General features: G+C 63.0%; 26 protein-coding genes. 15 read left to right on the top strand and 11 right to left on the bottom strand.

Features of this window, described 5'->3' with window-relative positions:
• Positions 1–82 precede the first annotated feature (82 nt).
• The 4 genes from carB (at position 83) to G6P99_RS08635 (ending at position 5,295) form a co-directional block, all read left to right on the top strand.
• Positions 83–3,547: a carbamoyl-phosphate synthase large subunit gene (carB, locus tag G6P99_RS08650; RefSeq protein WP_029081992.1), complete on the top strand. Its 3,465-nt coding sequence runs from the start codon at positions 83–85 to the stop codon at positions 3,545–3,547.
• A gap of 196 nt (positions 3,548–3,743) precedes the next feature.
• Positions 3,744–4,217, top strand: a complete 474-nt coding sequence (gene greA / locus G6P99_RS08645; RefSeq protein WP_156928677.1) for a transcription elongation factor GreA — start codon at positions 3,744–3,746, stop codon at positions 4,215–4,217.
• Positions 4,218–4,392: 175 nt separating this feature from the next.
• A complete protein-coding gene (locus G6P99_RS08640; RefSeq protein ID WP_029081990.1) occupies positions 4,393–4,797 on the top strand; it encodes a DoxX family protein in 405 nt (134 codons plus the stop codon).
• A 96-nt stretch (positions 4,798–4,893) separates the two neighbouring features.
• Positions 4,894–5,295 (top strand): DoxX family protein, encoded by a 402-nt coding sequence (locus tag G6P99_RS08635; RefSeq protein WP_371261186.1) that lies wholly within the window; start codon positions 4,894–4,896, stop codon positions 5,293–5,295.
• 225 nt (positions 5,296–5,520) lie between these two features.
• Here G6P99_RS08635 and G6P99_RS08630 read toward each other — a convergent pair whose 3' ends face one another.
• The 5 genes from G6P99_RS08630 to G6P99_RS08610 form a co-directional block, all read right to left on the bottom strand.
• A complete protein-coding gene (locus G6P99_RS08630) occupies positions 5,521–6,225 on the bottom strand; it encodes a hypothetical protein (protein WP_035977171.1) in 705 nt (234 codons plus the stop codon).
• Positions 6,226–6,311: 86 nt separating this feature from the next.
• A complete protein-coding gene (locus tag G6P99_RS08625; RefSeq protein ID WP_165127768.1) occupies positions 6,312–6,512 on the bottom strand; it encodes a hypothetical protein in 201 nt (66 codons plus the stop codon).
• A 192-nt stretch (positions 6,513–6,704) separates the two neighbouring features.
• Positions 6,705–7,289: a protein-S-isoprenylcysteine O-methyltransferase gene (locus G6P99_RS08620; protein WP_029081986.1), complete on the bottom strand. Its 585-nt coding sequence runs from the start codon at positions 7,287–7,289 to the stop codon at positions 6,705–6,707.
• A 256-nt stretch (positions 7,290–7,545) separates the two neighbouring features.
• On the bottom strand, positions 7,546–8,085 hold the full coding sequence (locus G6P99_RS08615; RefSeq protein WP_029081985.1) for an SGNH/GDSL hydrolase family protein: 540 nt from the start codon (positions 8,083–8,085) through the stop codon (positions 7,546–7,548).
• 129 nt (positions 8,086–8,214) lie between these two features.
• Positions 8,215–8,910, bottom strand: coding sequence for a thioesterase domain-containing protein (locus tag G6P99_RS08610; RefSeq protein ID WP_165127766.1), 696 nt, complete (start codon positions 8,908–8,910; stop codon positions 8,215–8,217).
• A 371-nt stretch (positions 8,911–9,281) separates the two neighbouring features.
• Here G6P99_RS08610 and G6P99_RS08605 point away from each other — a divergent pair, with 371 nt between their 5' ends.
• Positions 9,282–10,484, top strand: a complete 1,203-nt coding sequence (locus G6P99_RS08605) for an alpha/beta hydrolase (protein WP_051346422.1) — start codon at positions 9,282–9,284, stop codon at positions 10,482–10,484.
• Between the two features lie 52 nt (positions 10,485–10,536).
• On the opposite strand, the gene G6P99_RS08600 is transcribed toward G6P99_RS08605, so the two are convergent.
• Complete coding sequence (locus G6P99_RS08600; protein WP_029081984.1) at positions 10,537–11,016, bottom strand: Lrp/AsnC family transcriptional regulator; 480 nt, start codon at positions 11,014–11,016, stop codon at positions 10,537–10,539.
• A gap of 283 nt (positions 11,017–11,299) precedes the next feature.
• Here G6P99_RS08600 and trxB point away from each other — a divergent pair, with 283 nt between their 5' ends.
• The 3 genes from trxB (at position 11,300) to G6P99_RS08585 (ending at position 14,642) form a co-directional block, all read left to right on the top strand.
• The gene (gene trxB, locus G6P99_RS08595) at positions 11,300–12,265 is read left to right on the top strand and encodes a thioredoxin-disulfide reductase (protein WP_029081983.1); all 966 of its coding nucleotides are present in this window, start codon (positions 11,300–11,302) and stop codon (positions 12,263–12,265) included.
• Positions 12,266–12,267: 2 nt separating this feature from the next.
• Complete coding sequence (locus G6P99_RS08590; protein ID WP_029081982.1) at positions 12,268–13,188, top strand: LysR family transcriptional regulator; 921 nt, start codon at positions 12,268–12,270, stop codon at positions 13,186–13,188.
• A gap of 536 nt (positions 13,189–13,724) precedes the next feature.
• On the top strand, positions 13,725–14,642 hold the full coding sequence (locus tag G6P99_RS08585) for a 4-hydroxy-tetrahydrodipicolinate synthase family protein (RefSeq protein ID WP_029081980.1): 918 nt from the start codon (positions 13,725–13,727) through the stop codon (positions 14,640–14,642).
• A 105-nt stretch (positions 14,643–14,747) separates the two neighbouring features.
• On the opposite strand, the gene G6P99_RS08580 is transcribed toward G6P99_RS08585, so the two are convergent.
• Entirely contained in the window at positions 14,748–17,141 is a 2,394-nt protein-coding gene (locus tag G6P99_RS08580; RefSeq protein ID WP_029081979.1) for a heavy metal translocating P-type ATPase, read from the bottom strand.
• 65 nt (positions 17,142–17,206) lie between these two features.
• Between G6P99_RS08580 and G6P99_RS08575 the strand changes: the two genes are divergently transcribed.
• A complete protein-coding gene (locus G6P99_RS08575; RefSeq protein WP_029081978.1) occupies positions 17,207–17,482 on the top strand; it encodes a metal-sensitive transcriptional regulator in 276 nt (91 codons plus the stop codon).
• Positions 17,483–17,851: 369 nt separating this feature from the next.
• Here G6P99_RS08575 and ychF read toward each other — a convergent pair whose 3' ends face one another.
• From ychF to G6P99_RS08555, 4 genes are all read right to left on the bottom strand, one after another.
• Positions 17,852–18,949 (bottom strand): redox-regulated ATPase YchF, encoded by a 1,098-nt coding sequence (ychF, locus tag G6P99_RS08570; protein ID WP_029081977.1) that lies wholly within the window; start codon positions 18,947–18,949, stop codon positions 17,852–17,854.
• 131 nt (positions 18,950–19,080) lie between these two features.
• Positions 19,081–19,686, bottom strand: coding sequence for an aminoacyl-tRNA hydrolase (pth, locus tag G6P99_RS08565; protein ID WP_029081976.1), 606 nt, complete (start codon positions 19,684–19,686; stop codon positions 19,081–19,083).
• Positions 19,687–19,741: 55 nt separating this feature from the next.
• The gene (locus tag G6P99_RS08560) at positions 19,742–20,470 is read right to left on the bottom strand and encodes a 50S ribosomal protein L25/general stress protein Ctc (RefSeq protein ID WP_029081975.1); all 729 of its coding nucleotides are present in this window, start codon (positions 20,468–20,470) and stop codon (positions 19,742–19,744) included.
• Positions 20,471–20,764: 294 nt separating this feature from the next.
• Positions 20,765–21,028 carry an accessory factor UbiK family protein gene (locus G6P99_RS08555; RefSeq protein WP_029081974.1) on the bottom strand — a complete coding sequence of 88 codons (264 nt, stop codon included), beginning with the start codon at positions 21,026–21,028 and terminating at the stop codon, positions 20,765–20,767.
• Between the two features lie 177 nt (positions 21,029–21,205).
• On the opposite strand from G6P99_RS08555, the gene G6P99_RS08550 reads away from it, so the two are divergent.
• The 6 genes from G6P99_RS08550 (at position 21,206) to G6P99_RS08525 (ending at position 26,205) form a co-directional block, all read left to right on the top strand.
• Positions 21,206–21,937, top strand: coding sequence for a dienelactone hydrolase family protein (locus G6P99_RS08550; RefSeq protein WP_029081973.1), 732 nt, complete (start codon positions 21,206–21,208; stop codon positions 21,935–21,937).
• Positions 21,938–21,953: 16 nt separating this feature from the next.
• Positions 21,954–22,445, top strand: a complete 492-nt coding sequence (locus G6P99_RS08545) for a GNAT family N-acetyltransferase (protein ID WP_035977140.1) — start codon at positions 21,954–21,956, stop codon at positions 22,443–22,445.
• A gap of 5 nt (positions 22,446–22,450) precedes the next feature.
• Positions 22,451–23,293, top strand: a complete 843-nt coding sequence (gene lgt / locus G6P99_RS08540) for a prolipoprotein diacylglyceryl transferase (RefSeq protein WP_029081971.1) — start codon at positions 22,451–22,453, stop codon at positions 23,291–23,293.
• An 83-nt stretch (positions 23,294–23,376) separates the two neighbouring features.
• Complete coding sequence (locus tag G6P99_RS08535; RefSeq protein WP_051346430.1) at positions 23,377–24,435, top strand: class I SAM-dependent methyltransferase; 1,059 nt, start codon at positions 23,377–23,379, stop codon at positions 24,433–24,435.
• Complete coding sequence (gene pgeF / locus G6P99_RS08530) at positions 24,432–25,199, top strand: peptidoglycan editing factor PgeF (protein ID WP_165127764.1); 768 nt, start codon at positions 24,432–24,434, stop codon at positions 25,197–25,199. Before G6P99_RS08535 ends, pgeF begins: the two co-directional genes overlap by 4 nt.
• A gap of 73 nt (positions 25,200–25,272) precedes the next feature.
• Positions 25,273–26,205: a MerR family transcriptional regulator gene (locus G6P99_RS08525; protein ID WP_029081968.1), complete on the top strand. Its 933-nt coding sequence runs from the start codon at positions 25,273–25,275 to the stop codon at positions 26,203–26,205.
• Positions 26,206–26,281: the final 76 nt, after the last annotated feature.

Below are 26,281 nucleotides of genomic sequence, written 5' to 3'. Positions count from 1 at the left end.
CTACAAGATGTAGCGCATGGCCCGAGGGACGCGCGACCAGCGCGCCCTTTTTTTGTGCCCAAAATCCAGTCCGCGAGAGCTGATGCCCAAAAGAACCGACATCTCCACCATCCTGATCATCGGCGCCGGTCCCATCGTGATCGGCCAGGCCTGCGAATTCGACTATTCCGGCACGCAGGCGGTGAAGGCTCTGAAGGAGGAGGGTTACCGCGTCGTCCTCGTCAATTCCAATCCGGCCACCATCATGACCGATCCGGAACTGGCGGACGCCACCTATATCGAACCGATCACACCCGAAATCGTCGGCAAGATCATCGAAAAGGAACGCCACGTCATTCCCGGCGGCTTCGCGCTGCTGCCGACCATGGGCGGCCAGACCGCATTGAACTGTGCGCTGAGCCTGCGCCGCCAGGGCACGCTTGAAAAATTCGACGTCGAGATGATCGGCGCAACCGCCGATGCGATCGACAAGGCCGAGGACCGCCAGCTGTTCCGCGAGGCCATGACCAAGATCGGGCTGGAGACGCCAAAATCGCGGCTCGCCAACGCCTCGGCGCTGAAGAAGTCCTACCGCGACAAATACCACGCCGAGCGGGAGAAACTGTCCGGCGAGGCGCTGGAAGAACTCGAGCGACAGTGGACGCTTGGCGAGAACGACCGCCGCAAACGCTATCAGGAGCACGCGTTCGGCGAGGCGCTGATGGCGCTGTCGGAGATCGGCTTGCCCGCGATCATCCGCCCCTCTTTCACGATGGGCGGCACCGGCGGCGGCATTGCCTACAACAAGGAAGAGTTCCTCGACATCATCGAGCGCGGCCTCGACGCCTCGCCGACCAACGAGGTGCTGATCGAGGAAAGCGTGCTCGGCTGGAAAGAGTACGAGATGGAGGTGGTGCGCGATAAAAAGGACAATTGCATCATCATCTGCTCGATCGAGAATTTCGATCCGATGGGCGTGCATACTGGCGATTCCATCACCATCGCGCCGGCCCTGACGTTGACCGACAAGGAATACCAGGTCATGCGCGACGCCTCGCTGGCGGTGCTGCGCGAGATCGGGGTCGAGACCGGCGGTTCGAACGTGCAATTCGGCATCAACCCCGTCGACGGCCGGATGGTCGTGATCGAGATGAATCCGCGCGTGTCGCGCTCGTCGGCGCTGGCTTCGAAAGCCACCGGATTCCCGATCGCCAAGGTCGCGGCCAAGCTCGCGGTCGGCTACACGCTCGACGAAATCGCCAACGACATCACCGGCGGCGCCACCCCCGCCTCGTTCGAGCCGACCATCGATTACGTCGTCACAAAAATTCCGCGCTTTGCGTTCGAGAAATTCCCCGGCGCCTCCTCCACGCTGACCACATCGATGAAGTCGGTCGGCGAGGTGATGGCGATCGGCCGCACCTTCCAGGAAAGCCTGCAGAAGGCCCTGCGCGGGCTCGAGACCGGCCTGACCGGCCTCGACGAAATCGAGATCGACGGGCTCGGCCGCGGCGACGACAAGAACGCGATCCGCGCAGCGCTGGGCACGCCGACGCCGAACCGCATCCTGCAGGTCGCGCAGGCGATGCGGCTCGGCTGGACCGACGAGGAGATCTTCAACTCCTGCAAGATCGACCCCTGGTTCCTCGCGGAGATGCGCACCATCGTCGAGATGGAGGACAAGGTCCGCCGCAACGGCCTGCCGGCGAACGCTTTCGCGATGCGGATGCTGAAGGCGATGGGCTTTTCCGATGCGCGGCTCGCCGTGCTCACGCAGACCATCGAAGCCGACGTCACCGCCAAGCGCCACGCGCTCGGGGTGCGCCCGGTGTTCAAGCGCATCGACACCTGCGCGGCGGAGTTCGCTTCGCCGACCGCCTACATGTATTCGACCTATGAGCGGCCGTTCGCGGGCGAGCTTGCCGACGAGAGCGCGCCGTCGGACCGCAAGAAGGTGATCATTCTCGGCGGCGGGCCGAACCGCATCGGCCAGGGCATCGAGTTCGACTATTGCTGCTGCCATGCCTGCTTCGCGCTCGAGGACGCCGGCTACGAGACCATCATGGTCAACTGCAATCCGGAGACGGTGTCGACCGACTACGATACCGCCAATCGGCTCTATTTCGAGCCGCTCACCGGCGAAGACGTGCTCGAGATCATCGCGACCGAGCGCAAGAACGGCACGCTGCATGGCGTGATCGTGCAGTTCGGCGGCCAGACCCCGCTGAAGCTTGCCCGGGCGCTGGAAGCCGCCGAAGTGCCAATCCTCGGCACCTCGCCTGACGCGATCGACCTCGCCGAGGACCGCGACCGCTTCAAGCGCGTGCTCGACAAGCTGCGTCTCAAGCAGCCGAAGAACGGCATCGCGTATTCGGTCGAGCAGGCCCGCCTGGTGGCCGCCGATCTCGACCTGCCGCTGGTGGTGCGTCCGTCCTACGTGCTCGGCGGCCGCGCGATGCAGATCATCCGCGAGGAGACTCAGCTCAACGACTACCTGCTGGGAACGCTGCCTGAGCTCGTGCCCGCCGACGTCAAGGCGCGCTACCCGAACGACAAGACCGGGCAGATCAACACCGTGCTCGGCAAGAACCCGCTGCTGTTCGACCGCTATCTGTCGGATGCGACCGAAGTCGACGTCGACTGCCTCTCCGACGGCAAGGACACCTTCATCGTCGGCATCATGGAGCATATCGAGGAAGCCGGCATCCACTCCGGCGATTCAGCGTGCTCGCTGCCGCCGCATTCGCTCGACGCCAAGACCATCGAGGAGCTGGAGCGGCAGACCCGCGAGCTCGCGCTCGGCCTCGACGTGGTCGGGCTGATGAACGTGCAATACGCCATCAAGGACGGCGATATCTACGTGCTCGAAGTCAACCCGCGCGCATCCCGCACCGTGCCGTTCGTCGCCAAGGTGATCGGCATGCCGGTCGCCAAGATCGCGGCGCGGATCATGGCCGGCGAAAAGCTCGCCGACTTCAAGCTGAAGAAGAAGAAGCTCGGCCATGTCGGCGTGAAGGAATCGGTATTCCCGTTCGCGCGTTTCCCGGGCGTCGACACCGTGCTCGGACCGGAGATGCGCTCGACCGGCGAGGTGATGGGCATCGACCGCTCCTTCGAGGTCGCATTCGCAAAGAGCCAGCTCGGCGGCGGCACCCGCGTGCCGCGCCAAGGCACGGTGTTTGTTTCTGTGCGTGGCGACGACAAGATGCGGATCGCGGATGCGGTGCGGCTGCTGCACTCGCTCGGCTTCAAGGTGATGGCAACCTCGGGCACGCAGCGCTACCTCAGCGACCACGGCGTGCCGACGGAAAAGGTGAACAAGGTGCTCGAAGGCCGGCCGCACATCGTCGACGCCATCACCAATGGCGACGTCCAGCTGGTCTTCAATACCACCGAAGGTCCGCAGGCGCTGGCCGACAGCCGTTCGCTGCGTCGGGCTGCCCTCTTGCATAAAGTGCCATATTACACCACTCTTTCGGGTGCGGTGGCGGCCGCACGGGGGATCCGGGCCTATCGGGACGGGGACCTTGAGGTCCGCACGCTTCAGAGTTACTTTTCCGAAAGCTGACCGCTGCCCGGGCTGAAGGCTTGACGCGGTCAATTGGCCGAATGGCTGGAACTCACCGCGCGAATGGATGTTGTCACGGCCCTTAGCGGGGCCGAATATCACTGGGCTTCCGGGCGCGTTGGCGCCCTGATTCCTGCGTTAGCTGAACTGGATATTCGTGCACGCCGCCGGGTGCGCACGATGAAGGACCAAGATGATGGATAAGGTTCCGATGACCGCGGGTGGATACGCCGCGCTGACGGACGAGTTGAAGCATCGCCAATCGGTGGATCGTCCGCGCATCATCGAACACATCGCGGAGGCGCGCTCGCACGGCGATCTCTCCGAGAACGCCGAGTATCACGCGGCGAAGGAAGAGCAGTCGCACAACGAGGGCCGCATCGCCGAGCTCGAGGATAAGCTCGCGCGCGCCGACATCATCGACATTTCGAAACTGTCAGGCGACACCATCAAGTTCGGTGCGACCGTGACGCTGATCGATGAGGACACCGAGAAGAAAGCGGTGTGGCAACTGGTCGGCGAGGTCGAGGCCGACGCCAAGAAGGGCCGCATCTCCATCACCTCGCCGCTCGCGCGCGCGCTGATCGGCAAGAAGAAGGGCGCCACCGTCGAGGTGATGGCGCCCGGTGGCGCCAAGGCCTACGAGATCACCAAGGTCGAATGGCGATAGTTACTCTCAAGTAACTTGTGCGAAAAAGGCCGCGTATCGCACGCGGCCCTTTTTGCTGCACGGTCTGTCAACCCTTCACCGCTCTGACAGGATTGTGAGTTGTCAAATCTGCTTAACTTGTTAATAGCTCCGCCCCGGAATGATTATATGGCATAACTATCCGGGGACAGCATACATGATCAGCACTCTCGTCGGGCGGTATTCGCCCAGCCTTCTAAGCATCCTTCGTATCTTCACCGGCCTCAGCCTGCTCCAGCACGGCACCGCGAAGATTCTCGGCTTTCCCACCGTTCCGAATTTCGCCAATGTTCAGATCGGCTCGCTGACGGGCATCGGCGGATTGATCGAACTCATCGGCGGCGTCCTGTTCGTGATTGGCCTGTTCACCCGGCCGGTGGCCTTCATCCTCTCGGGCTTCACCGCCGTCGCCTACTTCATGGCGCATGCGGGCAAGAGCTTCTATCCGATCCTGAACGGGGGCGAACTCGCCGCGGTCTACTGTTTCGTCTTCCTCTATTTCGTGTTCGCCGGCCCCGGACCCTTGAGCCTGGACGCGATCCGCGAGGGTAAGACCGCCTAGGGCTCCAGCAAGGAACCGCACGCAAGGCGTGACAGCGCCGTTTCATTCTCCATAATGCGCGCTCGCAACGGCGCGCGTTTTCTTTTGGAGAGCAACATGGACCTGGATCGCCTCGGCGCAATCGCTCAGCCCTATCTGCTGAGCCTCTTTCGCTTCATCACCGGGCTGCTGCTCTTGCAGTTCGGCGTCGCCAAGCTGTTCAAGTTTCCGCACGTCGAGATGTTCGCCGAGGTGACGCCGTTCTCGCTGTTCGGCGTCGCCGGCATGTTCGAACTGGTGCTCGGCGGAATGCTGACGCTGGGCCTGTTGACCCGGATCGTTGCCTTCATCCTCTCCGGCGAGATGGCCTTTGCATATTTCATCGAGCACGCGCCGGTAAGCTTCTTTCCGCTGCTCAACAATGGCACACTTGCGATCCTGTTCTGCTTCGCCTGCCTGTATCTCGCGACCTCGGGCCCAGGTCCGATCAGCGTCGACGCCGCGATGGGCAGGAAGTGACAACGCTGAGATCCGTCCCGCTCAGCCGGGACGGATTCTTCGCGGCGGCGCCATACGACCGACAGCGGCAATCCCGTCGAACAATGAAGGAATAAGCCAGGAGAGCCTGAGGAGGCTGTCCAAGCGCGATGGGAGCAACCCGAGGAGCGTTGCAAGATGGGCAGGGCCCCGGGGCCGATCTTCAAACCGGCCCAGACAGCGCCTGAACATCCTTGACCGAGAAAGCTAACGATCCGACGCGAGTTGCACCGTCTGGCGCCCGTCGTTCATGTCTTTCAACTGGTTTACGTAGTCCTCAGGCTTCTGCAAATGAAATGGAGTCTTCAAGCCCATGAAGCTGGCTATGCGACCAATAAAAGCCGTGCAATTGGTCGTTTCCGCGTTCCAGAGGGGCGAGGTCGCCTGAAGATGCTTGATGTACGCAAAGACCTTCTTCGCGTCGGCCTCACTTAAGTACACGCGATAGCTGGCCAACAAATACTGCACGTCAAGGTCGCCGTAACTTGCCCCCGTCTCAGAGGGCACCCAGGTCAGATGTCCCAGCATATAGGGCAGAACGTCGCCCGCCGGGTGCAGCCCGGCGACTTCGACCATCTTCTCGCTTGTCTTGCCGTACCAAACGAACGCATGCCCGTAAGAGGCAGCGGTTCGGGCACGAAAGTCCACGTAGTACGGCCCTTTGGCCGCAGACCTTCGAACCGGTTTCGCGTCTGCTCCAGAAACAGAAGCACCCGGTCCGGCAACGGCCGCCGCCACAGCCGACCTTGACGATGGCTTGCGCGGCTTGTCCTGCTGCAGCGGGGCTTGATCCGTTTGCGCAGCCAATTGCTGCGCATGACTGATGCCGACCTCCAAAGTCACGGAAGCCGCAACGACACCGATTCCGGCGAGCAGCCGCAGGCCGGTCTGTGTCCGCTTCGATTTTGGCACCTTCAGACCCTCACAAGGGCAAGACATCCCCCAGACAGCGCCGTCCGCAAAAACTGCAGGAATGCGCTGCCCGGGCGATCCTCGGATTAACCCTTGGTTACGATCGGGGCCGGAGCCTTGCCGACCGGGTACTTGCCGACCGGGGACTTGCCGACCGGGTACTTGCCGATTGGCGCCTTGCCAATCGGAGCCTGTTCAGCGACCGGCTGCGGGCGGGGGAGGTCAGCTGCGCTGGCAGCAGCCACGAAACCAAACGTTGCAACTCCAGCAACCAGAAACTTCAGCATCGTCATCTCCGAGGTGGAAAACTTGAGTGTGAACACCATACCCTCTGACGGGTGCGGTGTAATTAACGCTGTGCCGAAGGTTGTGGTCGTGCGGTCGTTTCTTTGCCGGATGTGGCAAAATCGACACGGATGATTGCTTGGCCTCGGTATCTGAATGCAGATTCGGGCAAGACCCGACCTGGTACAGCCGGCTTAGAACAACCTCGGCATAATGCGCCCGGTCCGGGCCATATACTGGCGATACTCGTTGCCGAACGTTTCCAGCATCATCTGCTCTTCTCTGGCAACACGGCCGAAAAACAGCACGCCAAATCCGATCAGGCCGGCAAAACCGGCTACCAAATTCGGCAACAGCAATGCCTGGGCGACAGCCCAAAGCCAGAATGCGGAATACATGGGGTGCCGGATCTTTCGATAGATCCCGGTTGTGATCAGGTGATGATTTTCCCGCACGTCGAGGCTTAACGACCAGTTTCGACCGAGAGCGCGATGGGTTAGCCGGAACATGACCAGCGCTGCGATCGCCACGACAACGCCCAGCCAGGCTTGAGCTGGCTGGAAGTCGTACGATGCGAAATGAGGTATGGCCGTTGCCACATAGATGAACGGCACAATGCCAAGACCCGTGAGCGATATCAGCAGCAGGGCGTTCTCGCGAGCGCCGCGGGCGCTCCGCACGACCTTTTCACGGCGAGCACGACGTGCGTATCTGTAGCGGATCAGATACCAACCAACCGCCATCATCACGAACACGAACTTGGCAATGCCAGGCGTCATCGTGGGCCAAGGGCTCGTTTCGCTGGCGCGCCATCCTTGCCGACCATCGAAACGGCGCCGTCCTTAGCGAGCGTCTGAGATTTGACTGAAACAGATCCACTGACCAACATGAAGCAATCATACAGGGCTTGCAGGTCGTTGCCACCGATAAGTTGACAGTGCGCCGGGTAGAATCCAAGGCGGACGCGTTGCCGGGTTCGCTCTTTTGGGACGGTTGACCCAACGCGGTGGGCGGCAGTGGTCGTGTCAGCTCTATCTATCTCGCCTGCGGCGAAGCCACGATGGCTCTCCGGTCTATCATCGCCAACACGCGCGGGAGTAACCGCGACGCAATGAAAGCATGGCCGTCAGCCGTGAGGTGGATGAAGTCAAAAGCGTAATACTGCGGAGGAATTTCTTCGTCATACACGATCACTTTGATGGCGCGATCACGCAATCGCCGCTCCATCGCCGCGATATTGGCCGCCCGCTGCTCTTTCGTAACAAGGAAACGCCTGTCATTGCCCCCGGGCTGCAGGATGACGATGTCGGTTCCCCTTGGCACATCGCTATCAATGCGCTTGAGCATGCCGACCGTGGTATCAAATGGAACGCCGGCATTGATGACGTTCGCACTGACGCCCTTCTCTCTCAGCAGGACCTCTAACTTGGCTGGGTAAGCGCCCTGCTTCCCGACGTACCACCCTTGCGTGTTGCTTGCGCCGACCGCCACGACACGAATCGGCTTTGTAAAGCCGGCGCACACGATCGCCAGGATACACATGGCTATGGCAATCGAGACTTTCCTGAACGTCATCACCAGTTGCCTCACCGGCTGAAGTGCTAAAGGAGGATATACACCGACACCGGGTTTCAGGAGAGGTGCGACGTCCAGCCCCGCTCGTTGCGTCGAACAGCGCCTTCAAACTGCCTTTCGGACATCATGCTAGGAATTGGAGGAAGCTCCGGTTGCAGGCAAAGGACTCTGGTGTAGCCGCGGGCGGGCGGATCCGATCGCCCTGATCTTTCGTATGACCATGCTATGCAGCGCCGCGCTTTTGTCGATGTTGAAGTGACTGACGTTTGCATCACGAACATAAAAGTTTGTAAGCTCGCCACGGAAGCCGGGGCCGCGGCTTATTCGGACGCCTTCATTCTTGTACAAATTCAGAACCCGCGCGACATTCGCCGTCGCCACGTGAGGCGATGTTCCGTCGAATGGCACAACCAAGGCGACCGGCACTCCCATTTGGCCAAGGTACTCCGCCATCGACATCACGGCATCCGCACCAAGAGAGTGCCCGACCAGTATGATAGGCCCACGCTGGCCCGCTCGATATTTTGCGACGATGTCGTCGGCAACGCTTCTCCACTGAGTGTGATTGGCGACAGCCGCGGCGATGCCAGCCGCTCGCAACTGGGCGGCAAGGCCGTCCATGCCCAAGGAAAAGACGTTCAATAACCCGCGGAACAAATAGACGTGCGCCGTGGAAGAATGCAGTCGAGCGGGCGAACCGGTCGATCTCATTGCAACGGTTATTGCAGGACTCGCCTGAGCCGCGCCGTTCAAATGCAAGCTGCTCGCAAAAAGAACCGTCAAGACGGCGCATACCAGCGCCGCGCTGTAACGCAATCTCTCCATTTCTGGATTCCCCGCCAACCTCAAGTCCAGCGGCATTAAATCAGACTTTGGAATCGGACAATCAAGAAACCATTGCTGGAAACGTGTCGAGGCACGCCAATTGGCTGGCTGTCACGGATTTGCCACACCGAAAGAAGCGATCAAGCGACGACCGTTCGTCACCACCCGGCGGTCACTTGGCTCTCATTCTGGAGCCGTCAGCCGCATTTTTTTCAGTCAAGGCCAATCTCCATGGTGCACCAAGCAGATCGAGTGGTAAATTCGTAAGCCTAGATCCACATGATCCATGTCAAGTTCACCTGGGATTTCAGGATCAGCGTCGTAAGATTTCCCGGTAAACTATCGATCCGTTTGCAGATTCGAGTTGCTGGATGATTCAACGACGGCACGTCTTCCACATTGGTGGTTACGATCCAATCACTCCAGAAGAGCAGGTTGAACGCTTGCGCCGCTCGCTGTCGAGCTTCGAAAAGATTTGGGGCGCTTCTTCACGGCTGTCGGAAATCTCGAACGCATCTGCAGTCAATGCTTCATGCAACCTGGAAGCATGGGGACCGAACTGGAAGACCTGCATCACCTTCGAGATGCTCCGCTGGGACGATCTCATCCGGCGCGATTCCGGAGTCGGGATGGTACCTCGGCTGGTTCAGTCCACGGTCGCGCTGTTCGACTTCATCTTGACCGGAACAGTATTCAGATATGCGATCGCAAGCTGGAAATACGCTCTCTTCTTCCTCTTTCCATATTGCTGTTTGCTGTTGATTGCACTTTTCAGCGCCGGGCTCTCCTATCTGGTGGTCAGGCCGATACCCGCTACATTCTGGGTAGAGCAGTTGCTGCTTGGCATTTTTCTATCACTTGCCATCTTCATCAGCGCGGTCCTCTGGATTGGACCCAAGCGTCGGATAAATCACATTCTCGACGACGCTATTTTTTCCCACCAGTTTCTTTACGGGCAAAGAAGCGAAGTTGATGAACGACTCAACGATTTTGCGGCCGTGATATCAAGAAAAGCTCGGGCCGCAGACGTTGATGAAATTCTGATTGTTGGCCATTCCCTCGGCGCTGCGCTCTCGATAGCGGCGGTCGCGCGCGCGCTAAAGTTGGATCCTCTGCTTGAAACGCGAGGACCGAAGTTGTGCATTCTCACTATAGGCGCCACTATTCCCAAATTCTCGTTGCATCCGATGGGCAACCAAATACGGGAAGCGGCACAACTTGTAGCTGGAACGCCTGCCATCGGCTGGGTCGAATACCAGGCGCGAGATGACGCAATCAGTTTCTATCGCTTCGACCCCGTCACGCTGAAACGTATCGGTCGAGGCCATTCAGAAGGGCGCCCAAAGATTCGGCGCGTCCAAATACATTCAATGGTGGATCCGATCCGCTTCAGACGTCATCGATTCAACTTTATGCAGATGCACTATCAGTTCTTGATGGGAAACGACCGGCGCTCGGTCTACGACTACTGCGTGATTACTTGCGGCCCGCTCGAGTTCAACGTCGCGACTTCACCGTCCGGGGCTGTTGAACTATTCGAGGCAAACGGTTCGGTGATGACAGCCCGAAATTGAGTAGACTCTTCGCTCCAGCCAACGCATCGCCCCGAAATGACGCGCCACGGCGCTAACCCGCCGCCTTCAGTCCCAGCGGCACCGCGGCTTCGTATTTCGAGTTGTGCAGAACGAGCGAGGTCCTGACGTTGCGCACATGCGGTGCGGCCGTCAGATGCGTGACGAAATCCTGGAACGTCGCCATGTCGGGGGCGACGCATTTGAGGATGAAATCAACCTCGCCCGACAGCATCCAGCATTCCCGCACCAACGGCTCGGCGCGCACGAAATTCTCGAAGGCGCGCAGATCGGCATCGGCCTGGCTCGACAGATGCACCGAGGCGAACACCGTGACGTCGTAGCCGAGGCGGCGCGGATCGAGCAGACCGCGATATCCCTGGATGTAGCCTTCCTCCTCCAGCGCCCGGACCCTGCGCAGGCAGGGCGGCGGCGAGATACCGACGCGTTTGGCCAGTTCCACGTTGGTGATTCGACCATCAGCCTGGATCTCGGCGAGGATTTTGAGGTCGATCTCGTCAAGGTTCTTCGACACGCGACTACAGTTCCCCTGGGGTTTGGAAGGCTTGGCAGGTCTGCCGGCAACTCTCATAGCGCAGCCAGCCCACCTTGCGCAATTTTATTGCGCGTGCAGCGCAGGATTTCGCGATTGTGACCTTCAGTTCCGGGGAAAAATCGCTGCCATGGATTGCAAATCTTGCATAGCTTCCCAGATATCCTAGACTTGGATTTGACACTTTTGGCGCCGCCGTGACCGTTTCCGGGGCGCTTCCCGCACAAGTCCTTGATCAAAATCCCCAAAAGAGAGGGATCTCACAATGCCCGCGCCTACCCATGCCAAGGTCGTCATCATCGGGTCCGGCCCCGCCGGTTACACCGCAGCGATCTACGCGGCGCGCGCGATGCTCGAACCGATCCTGATCCAGGGCATTCAGCCGGGCGGGCAGCTCGTCATCACCACCGATGTCGAAAACTATCCGGGCTTCGCCGATGTGATCCAGGGCCCTTGGCTGATGGAGCAGATGGAGAAGCAGGCAGCCCATGTCGGCACCAAGATCGTCACCGACCTCGTCACCAAGCTGGAGCTCGGCCAGCGGCCGTTCCGCCTGACCTGCGACTCCGGCGACGTCTATCTCGCCGAGACCGTCGTCCTCGCCACCGGCGCCCAGGCGCGCTGGCTCGGGCTTCCCTCGGAAGAGAAATTTCAGGGCGGCGGCGTGTCGGCCTGCGCGACCTGCGACGGCTTCTTCTACCGTAACAAGGAAGTCGTGGTGGTCGGCGGCGGCAACACCGCGGTCGAGGAGGCGCTGTACCTGACCAATCACGCCACGAAGGTCACCATCGTGCATCGCCGCAACCAGTTCCGCGCCGAGCGCATCCTGCAGGAGCGGCTGTTCAAGCATCCCAAGATCAAGGTGGTGTGGGACTCCGCGATCGACGAGATCTGCGGTTCGGAGAATCCGAGCAAGGTCACCCATGTGCGGTTGAAGAACGTCAAGACCGGCGCGCTGACCGACCTCAAGACCGACGGCGTCTTCGTCGCGATCGGCCATGCGCCGGCGACCGAGCTCGTCAAAGGCCAGATCAGGCTGAAACCGTCGGGCTATGTCGAGGTGGCGCCGAACTCCACGGCGACCTCGGTGCCCGGCCTGTTCGCCGCGGGCGACGTGGCGGACGAAACCTTCCGGCAGGCGGTCACCGCCGCCGGCCTCGGCTGCATGGCAGCGCTCGAGGCGGAACGCTTCCTGGCTCTTCGCGCGAGCGATCGCGCAGCGGCGGAATAATCATGGCACGATCTCGCGACGGATTTACAGATATGGATTGGGACAAGCTGAAGGTCTTTCACGCAGCGGCTGAGGCTGGCAGCTTCACGCATGCCGGCGAACAGCTCGGCCTGTCGCAATCGGCGGTCTCCCGCCAGGTCAGCGCGCTGGAGCAGGAGCTCTCGGTTTCGCTGTTTCACCGCCATGCCCGCGGCCTGATCCTCACCGAACAGGGCGACCTGTTGTTCCGCACCGCGCATGACGTGTTCATGCAGTTGCAGGCGGCCCGCGCCAAGCTCACCGACAGCCGCGAGCGGCCGAGCGGCGACCTCAAGATCACCACGCCGCCCGCGCTCGGCATCAACTGGCTGATCCCGCGGCTCGACGAGTTCGTTGCGCTCTATCCGGACATCCGGATTTCGCTGATCGTCACCGACGAGGATCTCGACCTGTCGATGCGCGAGGCTGATGTCGCGATCCGCACCCGCAAGCCGACCCAGCCCGACCTGATCCAGCGCAAGCTGTTCTCGATCGGCTTCCATGCCTATTGCTCGCCGGAATACATCAAGCGCTTCGGTACGCCGCGGACGCTGGATGATCTCGACTCGCACCGCATCATCATGCTCGGCGACTCGCAGGTGCCGCCGCATCTGCAGAACCGCAGCTGGCTGATCGATGCCGGCCGCAACGGCTCCGGTCCGCGCGAGCCCTATTTCAAGGTCAACAACATCCTGGGCCTTGTGCGCGCCTGCCAGCAGGGCCTCGGCATCGCCGCGCTGCCGGACTATCTGGTCGAACAGAACAATCTCGTGCAGCTGTTCGGCGAGTCCGACTCGATCGCGCTCGACACCTACTTCGTTTATCCGGAAGAGCTGAAGACGGTGGCCCGGGTGCAGGTGTTCCGCGACTTCGTGGTCAGCAAGGCGCAGCGCTGGCCGTCCTGATTAAGCCGCCCTTATGGGCTGGGTTATGGGTTTTCCGCGCTGCCCCAAGAGGCCCCTGAATCTCCGCATGACTGACATGCGACCTGGATAGTTGCTGCAGGGCGCCGATGGGGATCATATTGCTTACACGCTGAGCGGTCGCGTCGCGCATATGTCCCCCTCCTCCAGTGGCGCGGAAGTTCAGTAATCCCTCTTGGAAGGTGATTGTGTCGGCCTCACGTGGCCAATACCTTAAGCCGGGCTCTCTCGAGCCCGGCTTTTTTTCATCGCCGTATCTTTTCATCGCTATGTCACGCTCAGACCTGCCGCACGCCCCGATCAGCGCGTGCATTGACAACAACCTCGCAGCGCAGCATCATTATCCCATGATCACGACTTTGTGCGCCGTTCTGTCGTCGAAAAAAGTTCCCCTCCCGGGGACACGAGATCGCGCGCGATAAGATCACCTTCGCATTCAAACCGATCCCGAACCCCGCCGCCTGGACGGGGTTTTTTGTTGGTCCCGTCTCCGGCTTTGCCCCCTTAGGAGATGGAACATGACTGACTTACACCTGCAATTGCAGGGCCTCTGGCTGCCCCTGATCACGCCGTTCCGCGACGGCGAGCTCGACGTCACCTCGCTGCGCCGCCTCGTGCGGCACTACGCCAGCGGCCCGGTCGACGGCTTCATCCTCGGCGCAACGTCCGGTGAAGGCATGGCGCTCAGCACCGATGAACTCGAGGGGTTAGTGAGCGTCGTGCTCGCCGAGCTCAGTGCCAGCTCCCGCCATCTGCCGGTCGTTCTCGGGCTCTCCGGCGCCTCGACCGCCCGGATGAAGCATGTGCTGGATGACACCGCCGACTGGCCGATCAACGGCTATCTGATCGCGAGCCCGTACTACACGCGACCGTCGCAACGCGGGCTCGTGCAGCACTTCAACGCGCTTGCCGATCATGCGGCATGGCCCATCGTGCTCTACAACATTCCCTATCGCACGGCGGTGAACCTGACCAACGAGACGCTGCTGACGCTCGCCGAACATCCGAACATCGCCGGCATGAAGGATTGCTGCGCTGACCGCGCGCAGTCGATCGACTTCCTCAGCCGGCGGCCGGCGGGCTTCCGCGTGCTGACCGGCGAGGATGCACAGACATTCGATGCGCTCTCCGACGGGGCCGACGGCGCGATCCTGCTGTCCGCACATTTGGAAACAAACATTTTCGCTTCGATCCGCACGTTGTTGAAGCAGGGCCAGCGCGACGCGGCACTGACCGCCTGGCAGAGCGTCGTCGGCCTGACCCGGCTGTTGTTCGCCGAGCCGAGCCCCGCGCCGGCGAAGCACTGGCTGTGGCGGCAGGGGCTGATCGACAGCCCCGAGGTGCGGCTGCCGATGGTGGAGGTGAGCGAGGATCTCGCGACCTGGCTCGATGCGGAGATCGAGCGGCGCGCACAGCTTCTGCTGCAGCCAGCGTAAATACCGTAGCCTGGATGCAGCGAAGCGTAATCCGGTGTCCTCACCACTTGGTGAGATCGGCCCCGGATTTCGCTGCGCTTCATCCGGGCTACCGATCTCGTCGACTCAATCCAGCTTCACGCGTGACAGCCGCAGCGCGTTGCCGATCACGCTGACCGAGGACAGCGCCATCGCTGCGGCGGCGACGATCGGCGACAGCAGGATGCCGAACAGCGGATATAGCACGCCGGCCGCGATCGGCACGCCGGCGGCGTTGTAGACGAAGGCAAACGCCAGGTTCTGGCGGATGTTGCGCATGGTCCCGACCGACAATCGCCGCGCGCGGACGAGACCCATCAGATCTCCGGTGAGCAGCGTGATGCCGGCGCTCTCGATCGCGACATCGGTACCGCTACCCATCGCGATGCCGACATCGGCGGCGGCCAGCGCCGGCGCGTCATTGACGCCGTCGCCCGCCATCGCGACGACACGGCCCTCGCCGCGCAGCCGCTGCACGACCTCGCTCTTGCGCTCCGGCAGGACGCCGGCCTCGATTTCGTCGATGCCAAGCGTCTTCGCCACCGCGCGCGCGGTGGTCTCATTGTCGCCGGTCAGCATCACGATGCGCAGGCCCCCGGCGCGCAGCGCCTGCAGCGCGTTGGCTGCCGACGCCTTGACCGGATCGGCAATCGCGATCGCGCCGGCGATGCGGCCATCGACCGCGACATAGATCGCAGTGGCGCCGTCCCGGCGCGCGGCCTCGGCGGCCTGATCCAGCGCCGACGTTGCGATCTTCAGGTCGCCCATCAGCATGGCGTTGCCGAGGGCAACCTGCCTGCCCTCAACGGTGCCGGTCGCGCCCTTGCCGGAGAGCGAGGCGAAGTTGCTCACGGTAACGGAAGCCAGCCTGCGCTCCGTCGCCGCCGAGATGATCGCCTGCGCCAGCGGATGCTCGCTGCCCTGCTCGACGCCGGCGGCAAGGCGCAGCAGATCGTTCTCGTCGAACCCCTCGGCGGCAATGATCCGCACGACCTTCGGCTTGCCCTCGGTGAGCGTGCCGGTCTTGTCGACGACCAGCGTGTCGACCGCCTCCATCCGCTCCAACGCCTGCGCGTCGCGGATCAGGATGCCGGAATGCGCGCCACGGCCGACGCCGACCATGATTGACATCGGCGTTGCCAGCCCGAGCGCACAGGGGCAGGCGATGATCAGCACGGTGACGGCGGCGACCAGCGCAAAGGTCAGGCGCGGCTCCGGACCGAACATCGTCCAGGCGATGAAGGCGAGCACAGCTGTGGCGATCACCGCCGGCACGAACCAGCCGGCGACGCGATCGGCGAGCCGCTGGATCGGTGCGCGCGAGCGCTGCGCCTTCGCCACCATGTCGACGATGCGCGACAGCATGGTGTCGCGGCCGATCTTCTCGGCACGCATCACGAGGCCGCCGCTCTGGTTGACGGTGCCGCCGATCACGCTCTCACCCTCGGCCTTCGTGACCGGCATCGATTCACCCGTCACCATGGATTCGTCGATCACCGCGTTGCCCTCGATGACGACGCCGTCGACCGGAACCTTCTCGCCCGGGCGCACGCGCAGGCGATCGCCGACCTTGATCGCATCGATGTCGATGTCCTCATCGCCGTGATCGGTGACGCGCCGCGCGGTCTTGGGAGCAAGGCCGAGCAGCGCGCGGATCGCGCCCGAGGTCTGGGCGCGGGCGCGCAATTCCAACACCTGGCCGAGCAGCACCAGCACCGTGATCACGGCCGCCGCCTCGAAATACACCGCGACCGCGCCGTGCATGCCGCGGAAGGCGGGCGGGAACAGCTGCGGCGCCAGCGTCGCAACCACGCTGTAGACATAGGCGACGCCGACACCCATCGCGATCAGCGTGAACATGTTGAGATTGCGCGTGACCAGCGACTGCCAGCCGCGCACGAAGAACGGCGCGCCGGCCCACAGCACGACCGGCGTCGCGAGCACGAAGGAGATCCAGTTCGACCAGTCCTGCGGCACCAGATGTCCCAGCCCGAGATGGCTGCCCATCTCGAGCACGAACACGGGCAGCGTCAGTGCCAGCGCGATCCAGAACCGCCTCGTCATGTCGATCAATTCGGGATCCGGCCCGTCGTCGAGCGAAATCTGCTCGGGCTCGAGCGCCATGCCGCAGATCGGGCAGGAGCCGGGGCCGACCTGACGCACCTCGGGGTGCATCGGGCAGGTGTAGATCGTACCCGCGGGCGCCGGCGGCTCCGGCTCGCGCGGCTTCAGGAATTTCTCCGGCTCGGCCTCGAAGCGTTCGCGGCAGCGGCCGCTGCAAAACAGATACTCCTCGCCCTTGTAGCTGAAGCGTTGCTTGGCGGTCGCCGGGTTGACCTTCATGCCGCAAACCGGATCGATCGCGGACGCCGTCTCGGCCGGCGCGGCGTCGTGATCATGCTTGCCGCCGCAGCAGGAATGCGCGGCCGCGCCATGATGGTGGTGATCCGCGTGCGAATGGTCATGCTCTGCGTGTGCCACGAGACTCTTCCCGGCCGGTATCCCGGCCTCTTGATTAATATACCCTAGGGGGGTATATGAGACCTATGAGAGAAGAGGTCAAGACATCCTGTTTAAAACGGCTCAAACGGATCGAGGGTCAGATCCGCGGGTTGGCCGCCATGGTCGAGGACGACCGCTATTGCATCGACGTGGTGACGCAGATCGCGGCCGCGCGCGCGGCGCTGCGCCGCGTCGAGGAGGAGGTCCTGCGCGATCATGTGGCGCATTGCGTGGAGCATGCGATCTCGTCCGGCGACAAGGCCGACCAGCGGCGCAAGATCACCGAGCTGATGGATGTGATCGGCCGCGCGGATCGCTAGGGCGCAGCCCTTCTACGGCAGCTAACCTCGCCGCTTCCGACGGAGTCGAGAGCGGCGCCTCACATTCAGTGTCGTCCCGGCGAAAGCCGGGACCCATGACCACATGGAGTGGTTGTTTGTGCGAGGTGGGGCCCCAGCGTGCTTCATAACCACGGCTGGTGGTTATGGGTCCCGGGTCGCGCTTCGCTTGCCCGGGACGACGTGGGGAGAAAGCGGCGCCTCACATTCAGTGTCGTCCCTGCGAAAGCAGGGACCCATAACCACCGCTGCCTGCCGTGAGGAATCGCTGGGGCCACAGCCCCGTTAATCACAGAGACTTGTGGTTATGGGTCCCGGCCTTCGCCGGGACGACGTGGGGAAAGATCAAGCTCAGGTGTTGAAGCGGAAGTGCATGACGTCGCCGTCGGCGACGACGTAGTCCTTGCCTTCAAGCCGCAGCTTGCCGGCATCGCGGGCGCCGGCTTCGCCGTTGCCGGCGATATAATCTTCATACGCAATGGTCTCGGCGCGGATAAAGCCCTTCTCGAAATCGGTATGGATCACGCCGGCGGCGGCGGGCGCCTTGGTGCCGCGGTCGATGGTCCAAGCACGCGCTTCCTTCGGGCCGACGGTGAAATAGGTGATGAGGTCGAGCAGCTGGTAGCCGGCGCGGATCAGCCGATCGAGCCCGGCCTCTTCGAGGCCCAGCGTCTCCAGGAAGTCGACCCGCTCCTCGCGCGACAGCGTCGCGATCTCGGATTCGATCTTGGCCGAGATCACGACCGCGACCGCGCCCTCCTCCTTGGCGCGTTCGAACACCGCCTTCGAGAAATTGTTGCCGTCCTTGGCCGAGCCTTCCTCGACGTTGCAGACATAGAGCACGGGCTTCGAGGTCAAGAGCCCGAGCATGCGGAACGCCCGCTCCTCCTCCGGCTTGCGCTCGAGCCCGCGGGCCGGCTTGCCGTCGCGCAGCAGCACCAGCGCGCGGTTGACGAGCTCGAGCTGCTCCTTGGCTTCCTTGTCGTTGCCCTTGGCCTTCTTCGACAGGTTGTCGACGCGCTTCTCGAGGCTGTCGAGGTCGGAGAGCATCAACTCGGTCTCGATGGTCTCGATATCGGCGAGCGGCGCGATCTTGCCTTCGACATGGGTGATGTCGGAATCCTCGAAGCAGCGCACCACATGGGCGATGGCATCGACCTCGCGGATGTTGGCGAGGAACTGGTTGCCGAGGCCCTCGCCCTGCGACGCGCCGCGGACCAGGCCCGCGATATCGACGAAGGTCAGCCGGGTCGGGATGATCTGTGCAGACTTGGCGATCGCCGACAGCTTCTCCAGCCGCGGATCGGGCACCGCCACCTCGCCGACATTCGGCTCGATGGTGCAGAACGGATAGTTCGCCGCCTGGGCGGCCGCCGTCTCGGTCAGCGCATTGAACAGCGTCGACTTGCCGACGTTAGGCAGCCCGACGATCCCGCATTTGAATCCCATGTTCGTCCCGATCTCTCGCGCGCTCACGCTGCGCGGTTGAATTGACTGAGGTCGTCATACGCGGGCTTGACCCGCGTATCCATCCCACTTGGAAAATGGATCGCCGGGTCGAGCCCGGCGACGACGAGGGTCTACTTCGTGCCCTCGTCCTTGGTGTCGAAAAATCCCTTCGCCTGCATCGTCAGATGCACCTTGTTGGCGAACGACGCGTCGTGCCCCGTCGCCAGCAGGCCGGCATTGTCGGCGATGGCCTGGCACAAGGCCTCCACCCACGCCCGGTCGCTCTTGGCGAAGTCCGACAGCACGTGGCTGTGCACGAGCTCCTTGACGCCGGGATGACCGATCCCGATCCGCACGCGCCGATATTCGTTGCCGATATGCGCGGAGATCGAGCGCAGCCCGTTATGGCCGGCGATCCCGCCGCCGGTCTTGACGCGCACCTTGCCGGGCGGCAGTTCGAGCTCGTCCTGGAACACGGTGATGTCGGAGGGGGCAAGCTTGAAGAAGTTCGCCGCTTCCTGCACCGCGCGCCCGGACTCGTTCATGAAGGTGGTCGGCTTCAGCAGCACGACCTTCTCACGGTCGACCACGCCTTCAGACGCCTCGCCCTGAAAGCGACGGCGCCATGGTGCGAAACCATGACGCCGTGCAATCTCGTCGACCGCCAGGAAACCGATATTGTGCCGGTTGCTGGCGTATTTCGCGCCGGGATTACCGAGACCGACAAAAAGGCGCATGGCGCGGCATCCCGCGTCGGTGCGCCATCAGACGATGGCGCGCCGACCTGATCGATTACTTCTTCTTGTCGCCACCGCCGGCCGGAGCCTTGGCACCCGCGGCCGGAGCCGCAGCACCGGCAGCCGGAGCCGCCGCGGCGGCCGGAGCCGCAGCACCCGCAGCCGGAGCCGCAGCGCCACCAGCAGCCGCCGCAGCCGCGGCCTTCTGCTCTTCGGCGTAGCCGGACGGCGGCACGATGGTGACCAGCGTTGCGTCCTCACGGGTCAGCGACTTCACGCCCGCGGGCAGCTTGACCTCGGAGAGATGCAGCGAGTAGCTGATCTCGAGCGCGCCGACATCGGCCTCGATATATTGCGGGATGTTGTCGACCGAGCACTCGAGGTCGAGCGTGTGGGTGACGATGTTGACGGTGCCGCCGCGCTTGACGCCCGGCGAGCTTTCGCCGTTCACGATGTGCAGCGGCACGCTGACGCGGATGGTGGCGCCTTCGCCGAGCCGCATGAAGTCGACATGGAGCGGGAAGTCCTTCACCGGATCGAGGTGGAAGTCGCGCGGAATCACGCGGTGCTTCTTGCCCTCGAGGTCGATGTCATAGATCGTGGTCAGGAACCGGCCCGCCAGGATGCGCTGGCGCAGTTCACGATCGTCGACCGAGATGGTGACGGGGGGTTGGTTGTCTCCGTAGATCACTCCGGGAACTCTCCCGGCGCGACGCTCTGCCCGGGCGGCCCCCTTGCCGCTCTTCGGACGCGCGGTCGCCTTCAATTCCTTGACGGTCGCCATAGCGTTAAGTCCTTGTATTTAAAAAGTTAAAGGCCGCAGCGCGGCCCATGCTCAGGTCCACAGCAAGCCTCCAGGGGTGCGGGGGCCGCGGACGTGGCGGGCTTTTAGCCCCAAAGGGCCGAAATGACAAGGAAATGAAGGGATTTTTCTGCGGAGTTCTCAAACTCGTCATGCCCGGGCAGAAGCGCGAAGCGCGTCTTCGCGCTAGATGACCCGGGCATCCATCAAAAAGAGGACGCTCTCGTAGGAGGATGGATGGCCGGGTCAAGCCCGGCCATGACGATCGGAGCAAGATCAGCTTGCGCCGCCTACCCCGAGCTTGGCTTCCAGCACCGCGATCCGGGCCTTCAGGGCCTCGTTCTCCTCACGCGCCAGGCGGGCCATGTCCTTGACCGCGTCGAATTCCTCGCGCTTGACCACGTCGAGGTCGCGCAGGATGCGTTCGGCCTGGTTGCGCATGACCGTGTCGACCTCGCGCTTGACGCCCTGGGCGGCGCCCGCGGCATCGTTCATCAGACGGCCGATCTCATCGAAAAACCGGTTGCTGGTCTGGGTCATCTCGCAAAACTCTCCGCGTTCACTGGATTGCCAGAAGACAATGGCGATCCCCGCCATCCGGTTCAAGTCCGCCGCGAATGGCAGACCTTGCGGCGGCTTGCCTTGTCATGCTCCGGTTTCCTTGCAATCGTATGAACTCACAACAGAAATCGCACACATAACGCGAGCAGAGACGCCATGATCGAGCATACGGTCGATATCCCGACCAAGGACGGCAAGACCACCACTTTCATCACCCATCCCGAGCGCGGCGGCCCCTTCCCTGTCGTGATCTTCTATATGGATGCGCCGGCGATCCGCGAAGAATTGCGCGACATGGCGCGGCGGCTCGGCACATCAGGCTATTATGTGATGCTGCCCAACATGTATTACCGCGCCGGCGCGATGGAGCTCGGCCCGATCAATCCCGATCCGGAATCACCCGAGCGCAAGCGCATGTTCGAGCTGATGCACTCGCTCAACATTCCGCTTGTCATGGAAGACACCAGGGGCCTGCTCGCCTATGCCGAGACGCAGAAGGCCGCCAACACCAAGATCATCGGCACGGTCGGCTATTGCATGAGCGGCCGTTACGCCGTCAACGCGGCGACGCATTTTCCCGACAGGGTCAAGGCCGCCGCCTCGGTCTACGGCACCCATCTGGCAACCGACCAGCCGGACAGCCCGCATCTCGCCGCGCAGAAGACCAGGGCCGAGCTCTATTTCGCCTGCGCCGAGACCGACATCTACGCGCCCGCGGAGATCATCGAGCAGGTGAAGGCCGGCATGAAGGGCTCGAACAACGAGGTCGAGATCTATCCCGGTACCCATCACGGCTTCGCCTTCCCCAAGCGCCCGGTCTATGATCGCGACGCCGCCGAACGCCATTGGGAGCGGCTGCTCGCGCTCTATCGCCGCAATCTGGTTTGAGGCCTGAACCACGCGGATGGCCGACAGCGTACGCATTCGAGATTATCGAAGCTCCGATGCGGACGAGGTGAACCGGCTTGCGGTTACAGCCTTTGACCAATTCCGCGATGCCTTCCACGACTGGCCGGCGATGCGCGCCGGCCTCTCAAAAACCTCCGAGCTGAGTTCCGGCGGCGAGATCATCGTCGCCGATCTCGGCGACCGGCTTGCCGGCGCGGTCGGCTATTTTGGGCCCGGCGTCAAAAAGGCCGCATTCTTCGATCAGGCATGGCCGATCATTCGCATGCTGGTCGTCGACCCCGTCGACAGGGGGAAAGGACTCGGGCATGCGTTGACGTCGGAATGCTTTGCCAGAGCGCGGCGCGACCGGTGCAAGACCATCGCGCTTCACACGAGCCCCATCATGACGGTCGCCCTGCCGATGTATCTCAGGATGGGCTTCAGCAAGCTGCATGACGCCCCGCCCATTCACGGCGTGCCCTACGCCGTCTACACGAAAGCACTCTGATCCAAATGCCGTTCCTGCTGATCGACTTCCCGGTGTTCAACCCCGTGGCGCTCTCGCTCGGGCCGATCGTGATCCGCTGGTATGCGCTCGCCTATATCGTCGGCATCGTGCTGGGCTGGATCTATGCCCGCTCACTGATCAAGAAAGAGCGGCTGTGGGACGGCCCGGCGCCGATCACGCTGCCGCAGCTCGACGATTTCATCCTCTGGGTCACGATCGGCATCATCGTCGGCGGCCGCACCGGCTATGTGCTGTTCTACAACCTGCCCTTCTTCATCGCGCATCCTGGCGAGATCCTCGAATTGTGGAAGGGCGGCATGTCGTTCCACGGCGGCTTCCTCGGCTGCGTCGCCGCGGTGATGCTGTTTGCCCGCCGCAACGGCATTTCGATCCTGTCGCTCGGCGACATCACCACCGCGGTGGCGCCGATCGGGCTGTTCCTCGGCCGGCTCGCCAATTTCATCAACAGCGAGTTGTGGGGCCGTCACGCCGAGGCGAGCCTGCCCTGGGCCATGATCTTCCCCAATGGCGGACCGCTGCCGCGGCATCCGAGCCAGCTCTACGAGGCCGGGCTTGAGGGCATCGTGCTGTTCGTGGCGCTCGCCATCATGATCCGGATGGGGGCGCTGAAGCGGCCCGGCCTGATCCTCGGCAGCTTCATCACGATCTATGGCATTGCCCGCATCATCGGCGAGCACTTCAGGGAGCCCGACCCGCAGCTCGGATTCCTGTGGGGCGGATTAACCATGGGTATGCTGCTGTCGGTGCCAATGATTATTGTAGGCGTCATCATCATCAGGGCCTCCGTCCGTCGCAAGGCGAACGGACCGGCCCCGACTGCAACCTAAGCAAGTTCAATCCAAGGAACGCCGTGAGCGAACCCTCCCCGTTGCTGGACGAGATCAGGAAGCTGATCAAATTGTCCGGGCCGATGCCGGTCTGGCGCTACATGGAATTGTGCCTGATGCATCCGCAGTACGGCTACTATTTGTCGCGCGATCCGCTCGGCCGCGAGGGCGATTTCACCACGGCGCCCGAGGTCAGCCAGATGTTCGGCGAACTGCTCGGGCTGTGGAGCGCCTCGATCTGGCGCGCGATCGGCTCGCCGGAGACGCTGCGCCTGATCGAGCTCGGGCCCGGCCGCGGCACCATGATGGCCGACGCGCTTCGGGCGCTTCGCGTGGTGCCGCCGCTCTACCAGTCGCTCAGCATCCACCTCGTCGAGGTCAATCCGGTGCTGCGGGAGAAGCAGTACGAGACCCTGACGGGCGTGCGCAACATCACCTGGCACGACAGCATCGACGACGTGCCCGAGGGGCCGGCGGTGATCCTCGCCAACGAATATTTCGACGTGCTGCCGATCCACCAGATGGTCCGCCGCGAGACCGGCTGGCACGAGCGCACGGTCGGGATGGATGCCAATGGCAGCCTTTATTTCGCTCCCGCTCCCGAGCCCACGCCGCACTTCGAGGTGCTGTTGCCGCCGCTGGTGCGCGCCGCCCCGCTCGGCGCGGTGTTCGAATGGCGGCCCGACAGCGAGATCATGAAGCTCGCAACGCGGGTGCGCGACCAGGACGGCGCCGCGCTGATCATCGATTACGGCCATTTGCGCAGCGACGCCGGCGACACCTTCCAGGCGATCGCGCGCCACAGTTTCGCCGACCCGCTGAAGAATCCTGGACAGGCCGACATCACGGCGCATGTCGATTTCCAGGCCCTGGCGCGGGCCGCCGAGGATGTCGGCGCACGCGTCCACGGGCCGGCGACGCAGGGTGACTTCCTCAAGCGCCTCGGCGTCGAGGCCCGCGCCGCCGGGTTGATGGCGAAGGCAAGCCCCGAAATGTCCGCCGACATCGCCGGTGCGCTGAAGCGCCTGACCGATTCCGGGCGCGGGGGGATGGGCTCGATGTTCAAGACGATAGCCATCTCCGACCCGCGCCTCACCTCGATCGCCGGACTGAGCGATCAGCCTGACGAGACCGAACAATGACATTGGGATCATCGCTGCTGTCGGCCATTCCGGGCCTGCGCCACGCCTTCTTCTCGCGCGAGGGCGGCGTCTCGGAGGGCATCTACGCCGCCCTCAATGGCGGGCTTGGCTCCAACGACGATCCAGCCAGGGTCGCGGAGAACCGGCGGCGGATGGCCGCGCAACTCGTCGTCCCGCTGGATCACCTGATCAGCGTGCATCAGGTGCACTCGCCCGACGTCGTGGTCGTGGACGGCCCTTGGAATGGCGCACCGCGCCCGAAGGCGGATGCGCTCGTCACACGCACCGAAGGGCTTGCGATATCGGTCACCACGGCCGACTGCGGCCCGATCCTGTTCGTCGATCCCAATGCGCGGGTGATCGGCGCTGCGCATGCCGGATGGAAGGGCGCGCTGACCGGCATCCTGGAATCGACCATCGATGCGATGGAAAAGCTCGGCGCCGAGCGCGGCGTCATCGTCGCGGCGATCGGGCCGATGATCCGCAAGGAGTCCTACGAGGTCGGCAACGAATTCGTCGAGCGCTTCATCGAGGCCGATGCCGAGAACGGCGTGTTCTTCATGCCCGGCGAACGCGACGGACACGCGATGTTCGATCTCGCCGGCTTCATACGGATGCGGCTGGAAAATGCCGGCGTGCTGATGATCGACGATCTCGGCATCGACACCTATTCCGACGAACGCTGCTTCAGCTACCGCCGCTCCGTGCATCGCAAGGAAGCCGATTACGGCCGGCACGTTCACGCCATCGCGCTGGAACGCTGAGACGAGCGTTTTTAGCCGTCGCTGTGCGATAACGTCTTGACTCTCCACCTGCTGGAGACCGGACAAGCGGCGCATGACACAACGCACCTACAGCATCGGCGAGGCGGCGCGGCTCAGCGGCATCAGTGTCCGCAAGCTCCGCTTCTATTCGGATCAGGGATTGCTGCCGCCGGCCGGCCGCACCGCGAGCGGCTATCGCGTCTTCACCGACGACGAACTGGTTCGCCTCGACCTGATCCGCTGCCTGCGCGATGCGGGGCTCGGTCTCGACGCCATTCGTGAGGTCCTGACCAAGGAGCTCTCGCTGGTCGAGGCGCTCAAGCTCCGCCTCGAGACGCTGGAAGCGGAGATCGCGGCACAGCGCCGCGTCGCCTCGGCCCTGCGGGCTGCGTTGCGTTCACCGCAACTCACCGAAGCAGACTTGAGGAGATACCTGACCATGACCCAGCTGTCCCGCGCCGAGCGCCGCAACGTCGTCGAACGCTTTTTCGAGAAAGTGTCCGACGGCATCAACATCGACCGGAATTGGGTCCGGCAGATGATCGAAACCAGCGTGCCCGAATTGCCCGATGAGCCGACGCCCGAGCAATGCGATGCCTGGATCGAGCTTTCGGAGATGCTCAATGATCCCTCCCTTGTCGCCAACCTCCGTGCCAACGCAGAGGACGTCTGGAATCACCGGGTGCTGGATCTCGCCGCCTGGCAACAGGCCAACGAGACCGTGCTGGCGAGGGCGAAAGAGATCATCGCGCGCGACCTCGGACCGACGTCGGAGGCGGGCCAGGCGCTGGCGCGCGACTGGCTGGAGACATCGGCGCGATTGCTGAAGCGCGAGCCCGATCTCGAATTCCGCAACTGGATCCGCGGCAAATATGCGCTGCACGACGATCGCGCAGCGCGTTACTGGGAGCTCGTCGCCATCATGCGGGGGCAGTCGCCGGACGCGAGCCCGAACCGGGAATGGGCCTGGATCACCGCAGCCATGCGGCACCATCTCTCTGACTGAGCAAGGAAATCCGAAACCTCGTGGCGCAGCCGCCGGATCGGTTAAGGGCTGTGGCCGTCCTGCCCTAGACGTTAAG

It is taken from the genome of Bradyrhizobium sp. 6(2017) (assembly GCF_011058295.2).
GTDB lineage: Bacteria > Pseudomonadota > Alphaproteobacteria > Rhizobiales > Xanthobacteraceae > Bradyrhizobium > Bradyrhizobium septentrionale.
Note: the sequence above shows the minus strand (reverse complement) of the source record. Positions and strands in the feature narration are given on the sequence as shown.

What these genes read in the sequence shown, in the direction of transcription:
- pth (WP_029081976.1), bottom strand. Translation starts at nt 19,686, where the DNA reads ATGCGCCTTTTTGTCGGTCTCGGTAATCCCGGCGCGAAATACGCCAGC.
- G6P99_RS08535 (WP_051346430.1), top strand. Translation starts at nt 23,377, where the DNA reads ATGCCGGTCTGGCGCTACATGGAATTGTGCCTGATGCATCCGCAGTAC.
- G6P99_RS08605 (WP_051346422.1), top strand. Translation starts at nt 9,282, where the DNA reads ATGATTCAACGACGGCACGTCTTCCACATTGGTGGTTACGATCCAATC.
- G6P99_RS08560 (WP_029081975.1), bottom strand. Translation starts at nt 20,470, where the DNA reads ATGGCGACCGTCAAGGAATTGAAGGCGACCGCGCGTCCGAAGAGCGGC.
- G6P99_RS08575 (WP_029081978.1), top strand. Translation starts at nt 17,207, where the DNA reads ATGAGAGAAGAGGTCAAGACATCCTGTTTAAAACGGCTCAAACGGATC.
- G6P99_RS08585 (WP_029081980.1), top strand. Translation starts at nt 13,725, where the DNA reads ATGACTGACTTACACCTGCAATTGCAGGGCCTCTGGCTGCCCCTGATC.
- ychF (WP_029081977.1), bottom strand. Translation starts at nt 18,949, where the DNA reads ATGGGATTCAAATGCGGGATCGTCGGGCTGCCTAACGTCGGCAAGTCG.
- G6P99_RS08590 (WP_029081982.1), top strand. Translation starts at nt 12,268, where the DNA reads ATGGCACGATCTCGCGACGGATTTACAGATATGGATTGGGACAAGCTG.
- carB (WP_029081992.1), top strand. Translation starts at nt 83, where the DNA reads ATGCCCAAAAGAACCGACATCTCCACCATCCTGATCATCGGCGCCGGT.
- G6P99_RS08525 (WP_029081968.1), top strand. Translation starts at nt 25,273, where the DNA reads ATGACACAACGCACCTACAGCATCGGCGAGGCGGCGCGGCTCAGCGGC.
- G6P99_RS08640 (WP_029081990.1), top strand. Translation starts at nt 4,393, where the DNA reads ATGATCAGCACTCTCGTCGGGCGGTATTCGCCCAGCCTTCTAAGCATC.
- G6P99_RS08635 (WP_371261186.1), top strand. Translation starts at nt 4,894, where the DNA reads ATGGACCTGGATCGCCTCGGCGCAATCGCTCAGCCCTATCTGCTGAGC.
- trxB (WP_029081983.1), top strand. Translation starts at nt 11,300, where the DNA reads ATGCCCGCGCCTACCCATGCCAAGGTCGTCATCATCGGGTCCGGCCCC.
- G6P99_RS08610 (WP_165127766.1), bottom strand. Translation starts at nt 8,910, where the DNA reads ATGGAGAGATTGCGTTACAGCGCGGCGCTGGTATGCGCCGTCTTGACG.
- greA (WP_156928677.1), top strand. Translation starts at nt 3,744, where the DNA reads ATGGATAAGGTTCCGATGACCGCGGGTGGATACGCCGCGCTGACGGAC.
- lgt (WP_029081971.1), top strand. Translation starts at nt 22,451, where the DNA reads ATGCCGTTCCTGCTGATCGACTTCCCGGTGTTCAACCCCGTGGCGCTC.
- G6P99_RS08615 (WP_029081985.1), bottom strand. Translation starts at nt 8,085, where the DNA reads ATGACGTTCAGGAAAGTCTCGATTGCCATAGCCATGTGTATCCTGGCG.
- G6P99_RS08625 (WP_165127768.1), bottom strand. Translation starts at nt 6,512, where the DNA reads ATGCTGAAGTTTCTGGTTGCTGGAGTTGCAACGTTTGGTTTCGTGGCT.
- G6P99_RS08620 (WP_029081986.1), bottom strand. Translation starts at nt 7,289, where the DNA reads ATGACGCCTGGCATTGCCAAGTTCGTGTTCGTGATGATGGCGGTTGGT.
- pgeF (WP_165127764.1), top strand. Translation starts at nt 24,432, where the DNA reads ATGACATTGGGATCATCGCTGCTGTCGGCCATTCCGGGCCTGCGCCAC.
- G6P99_RS08555 (WP_029081974.1), bottom strand. Translation starts at nt 21,028, where the DNA reads ATGACCCAGACCAGCAACCGGTTTTTCGATGAGATCGGCCGTCTGATG.
- G6P99_RS08550 (WP_029081973.1), top strand. Translation starts at nt 21,206, where the DNA reads ATGATCGAGCATACGGTCGATATCCCGACCAAGGACGGCAAGACCACC.
- G6P99_RS08545 (WP_035977140.1), top strand. Translation starts at nt 21,954, where the DNA reads ATGGCCGACAGCGTACGCATTCGAGATTATCGAAGCTCCGATGCGGAC.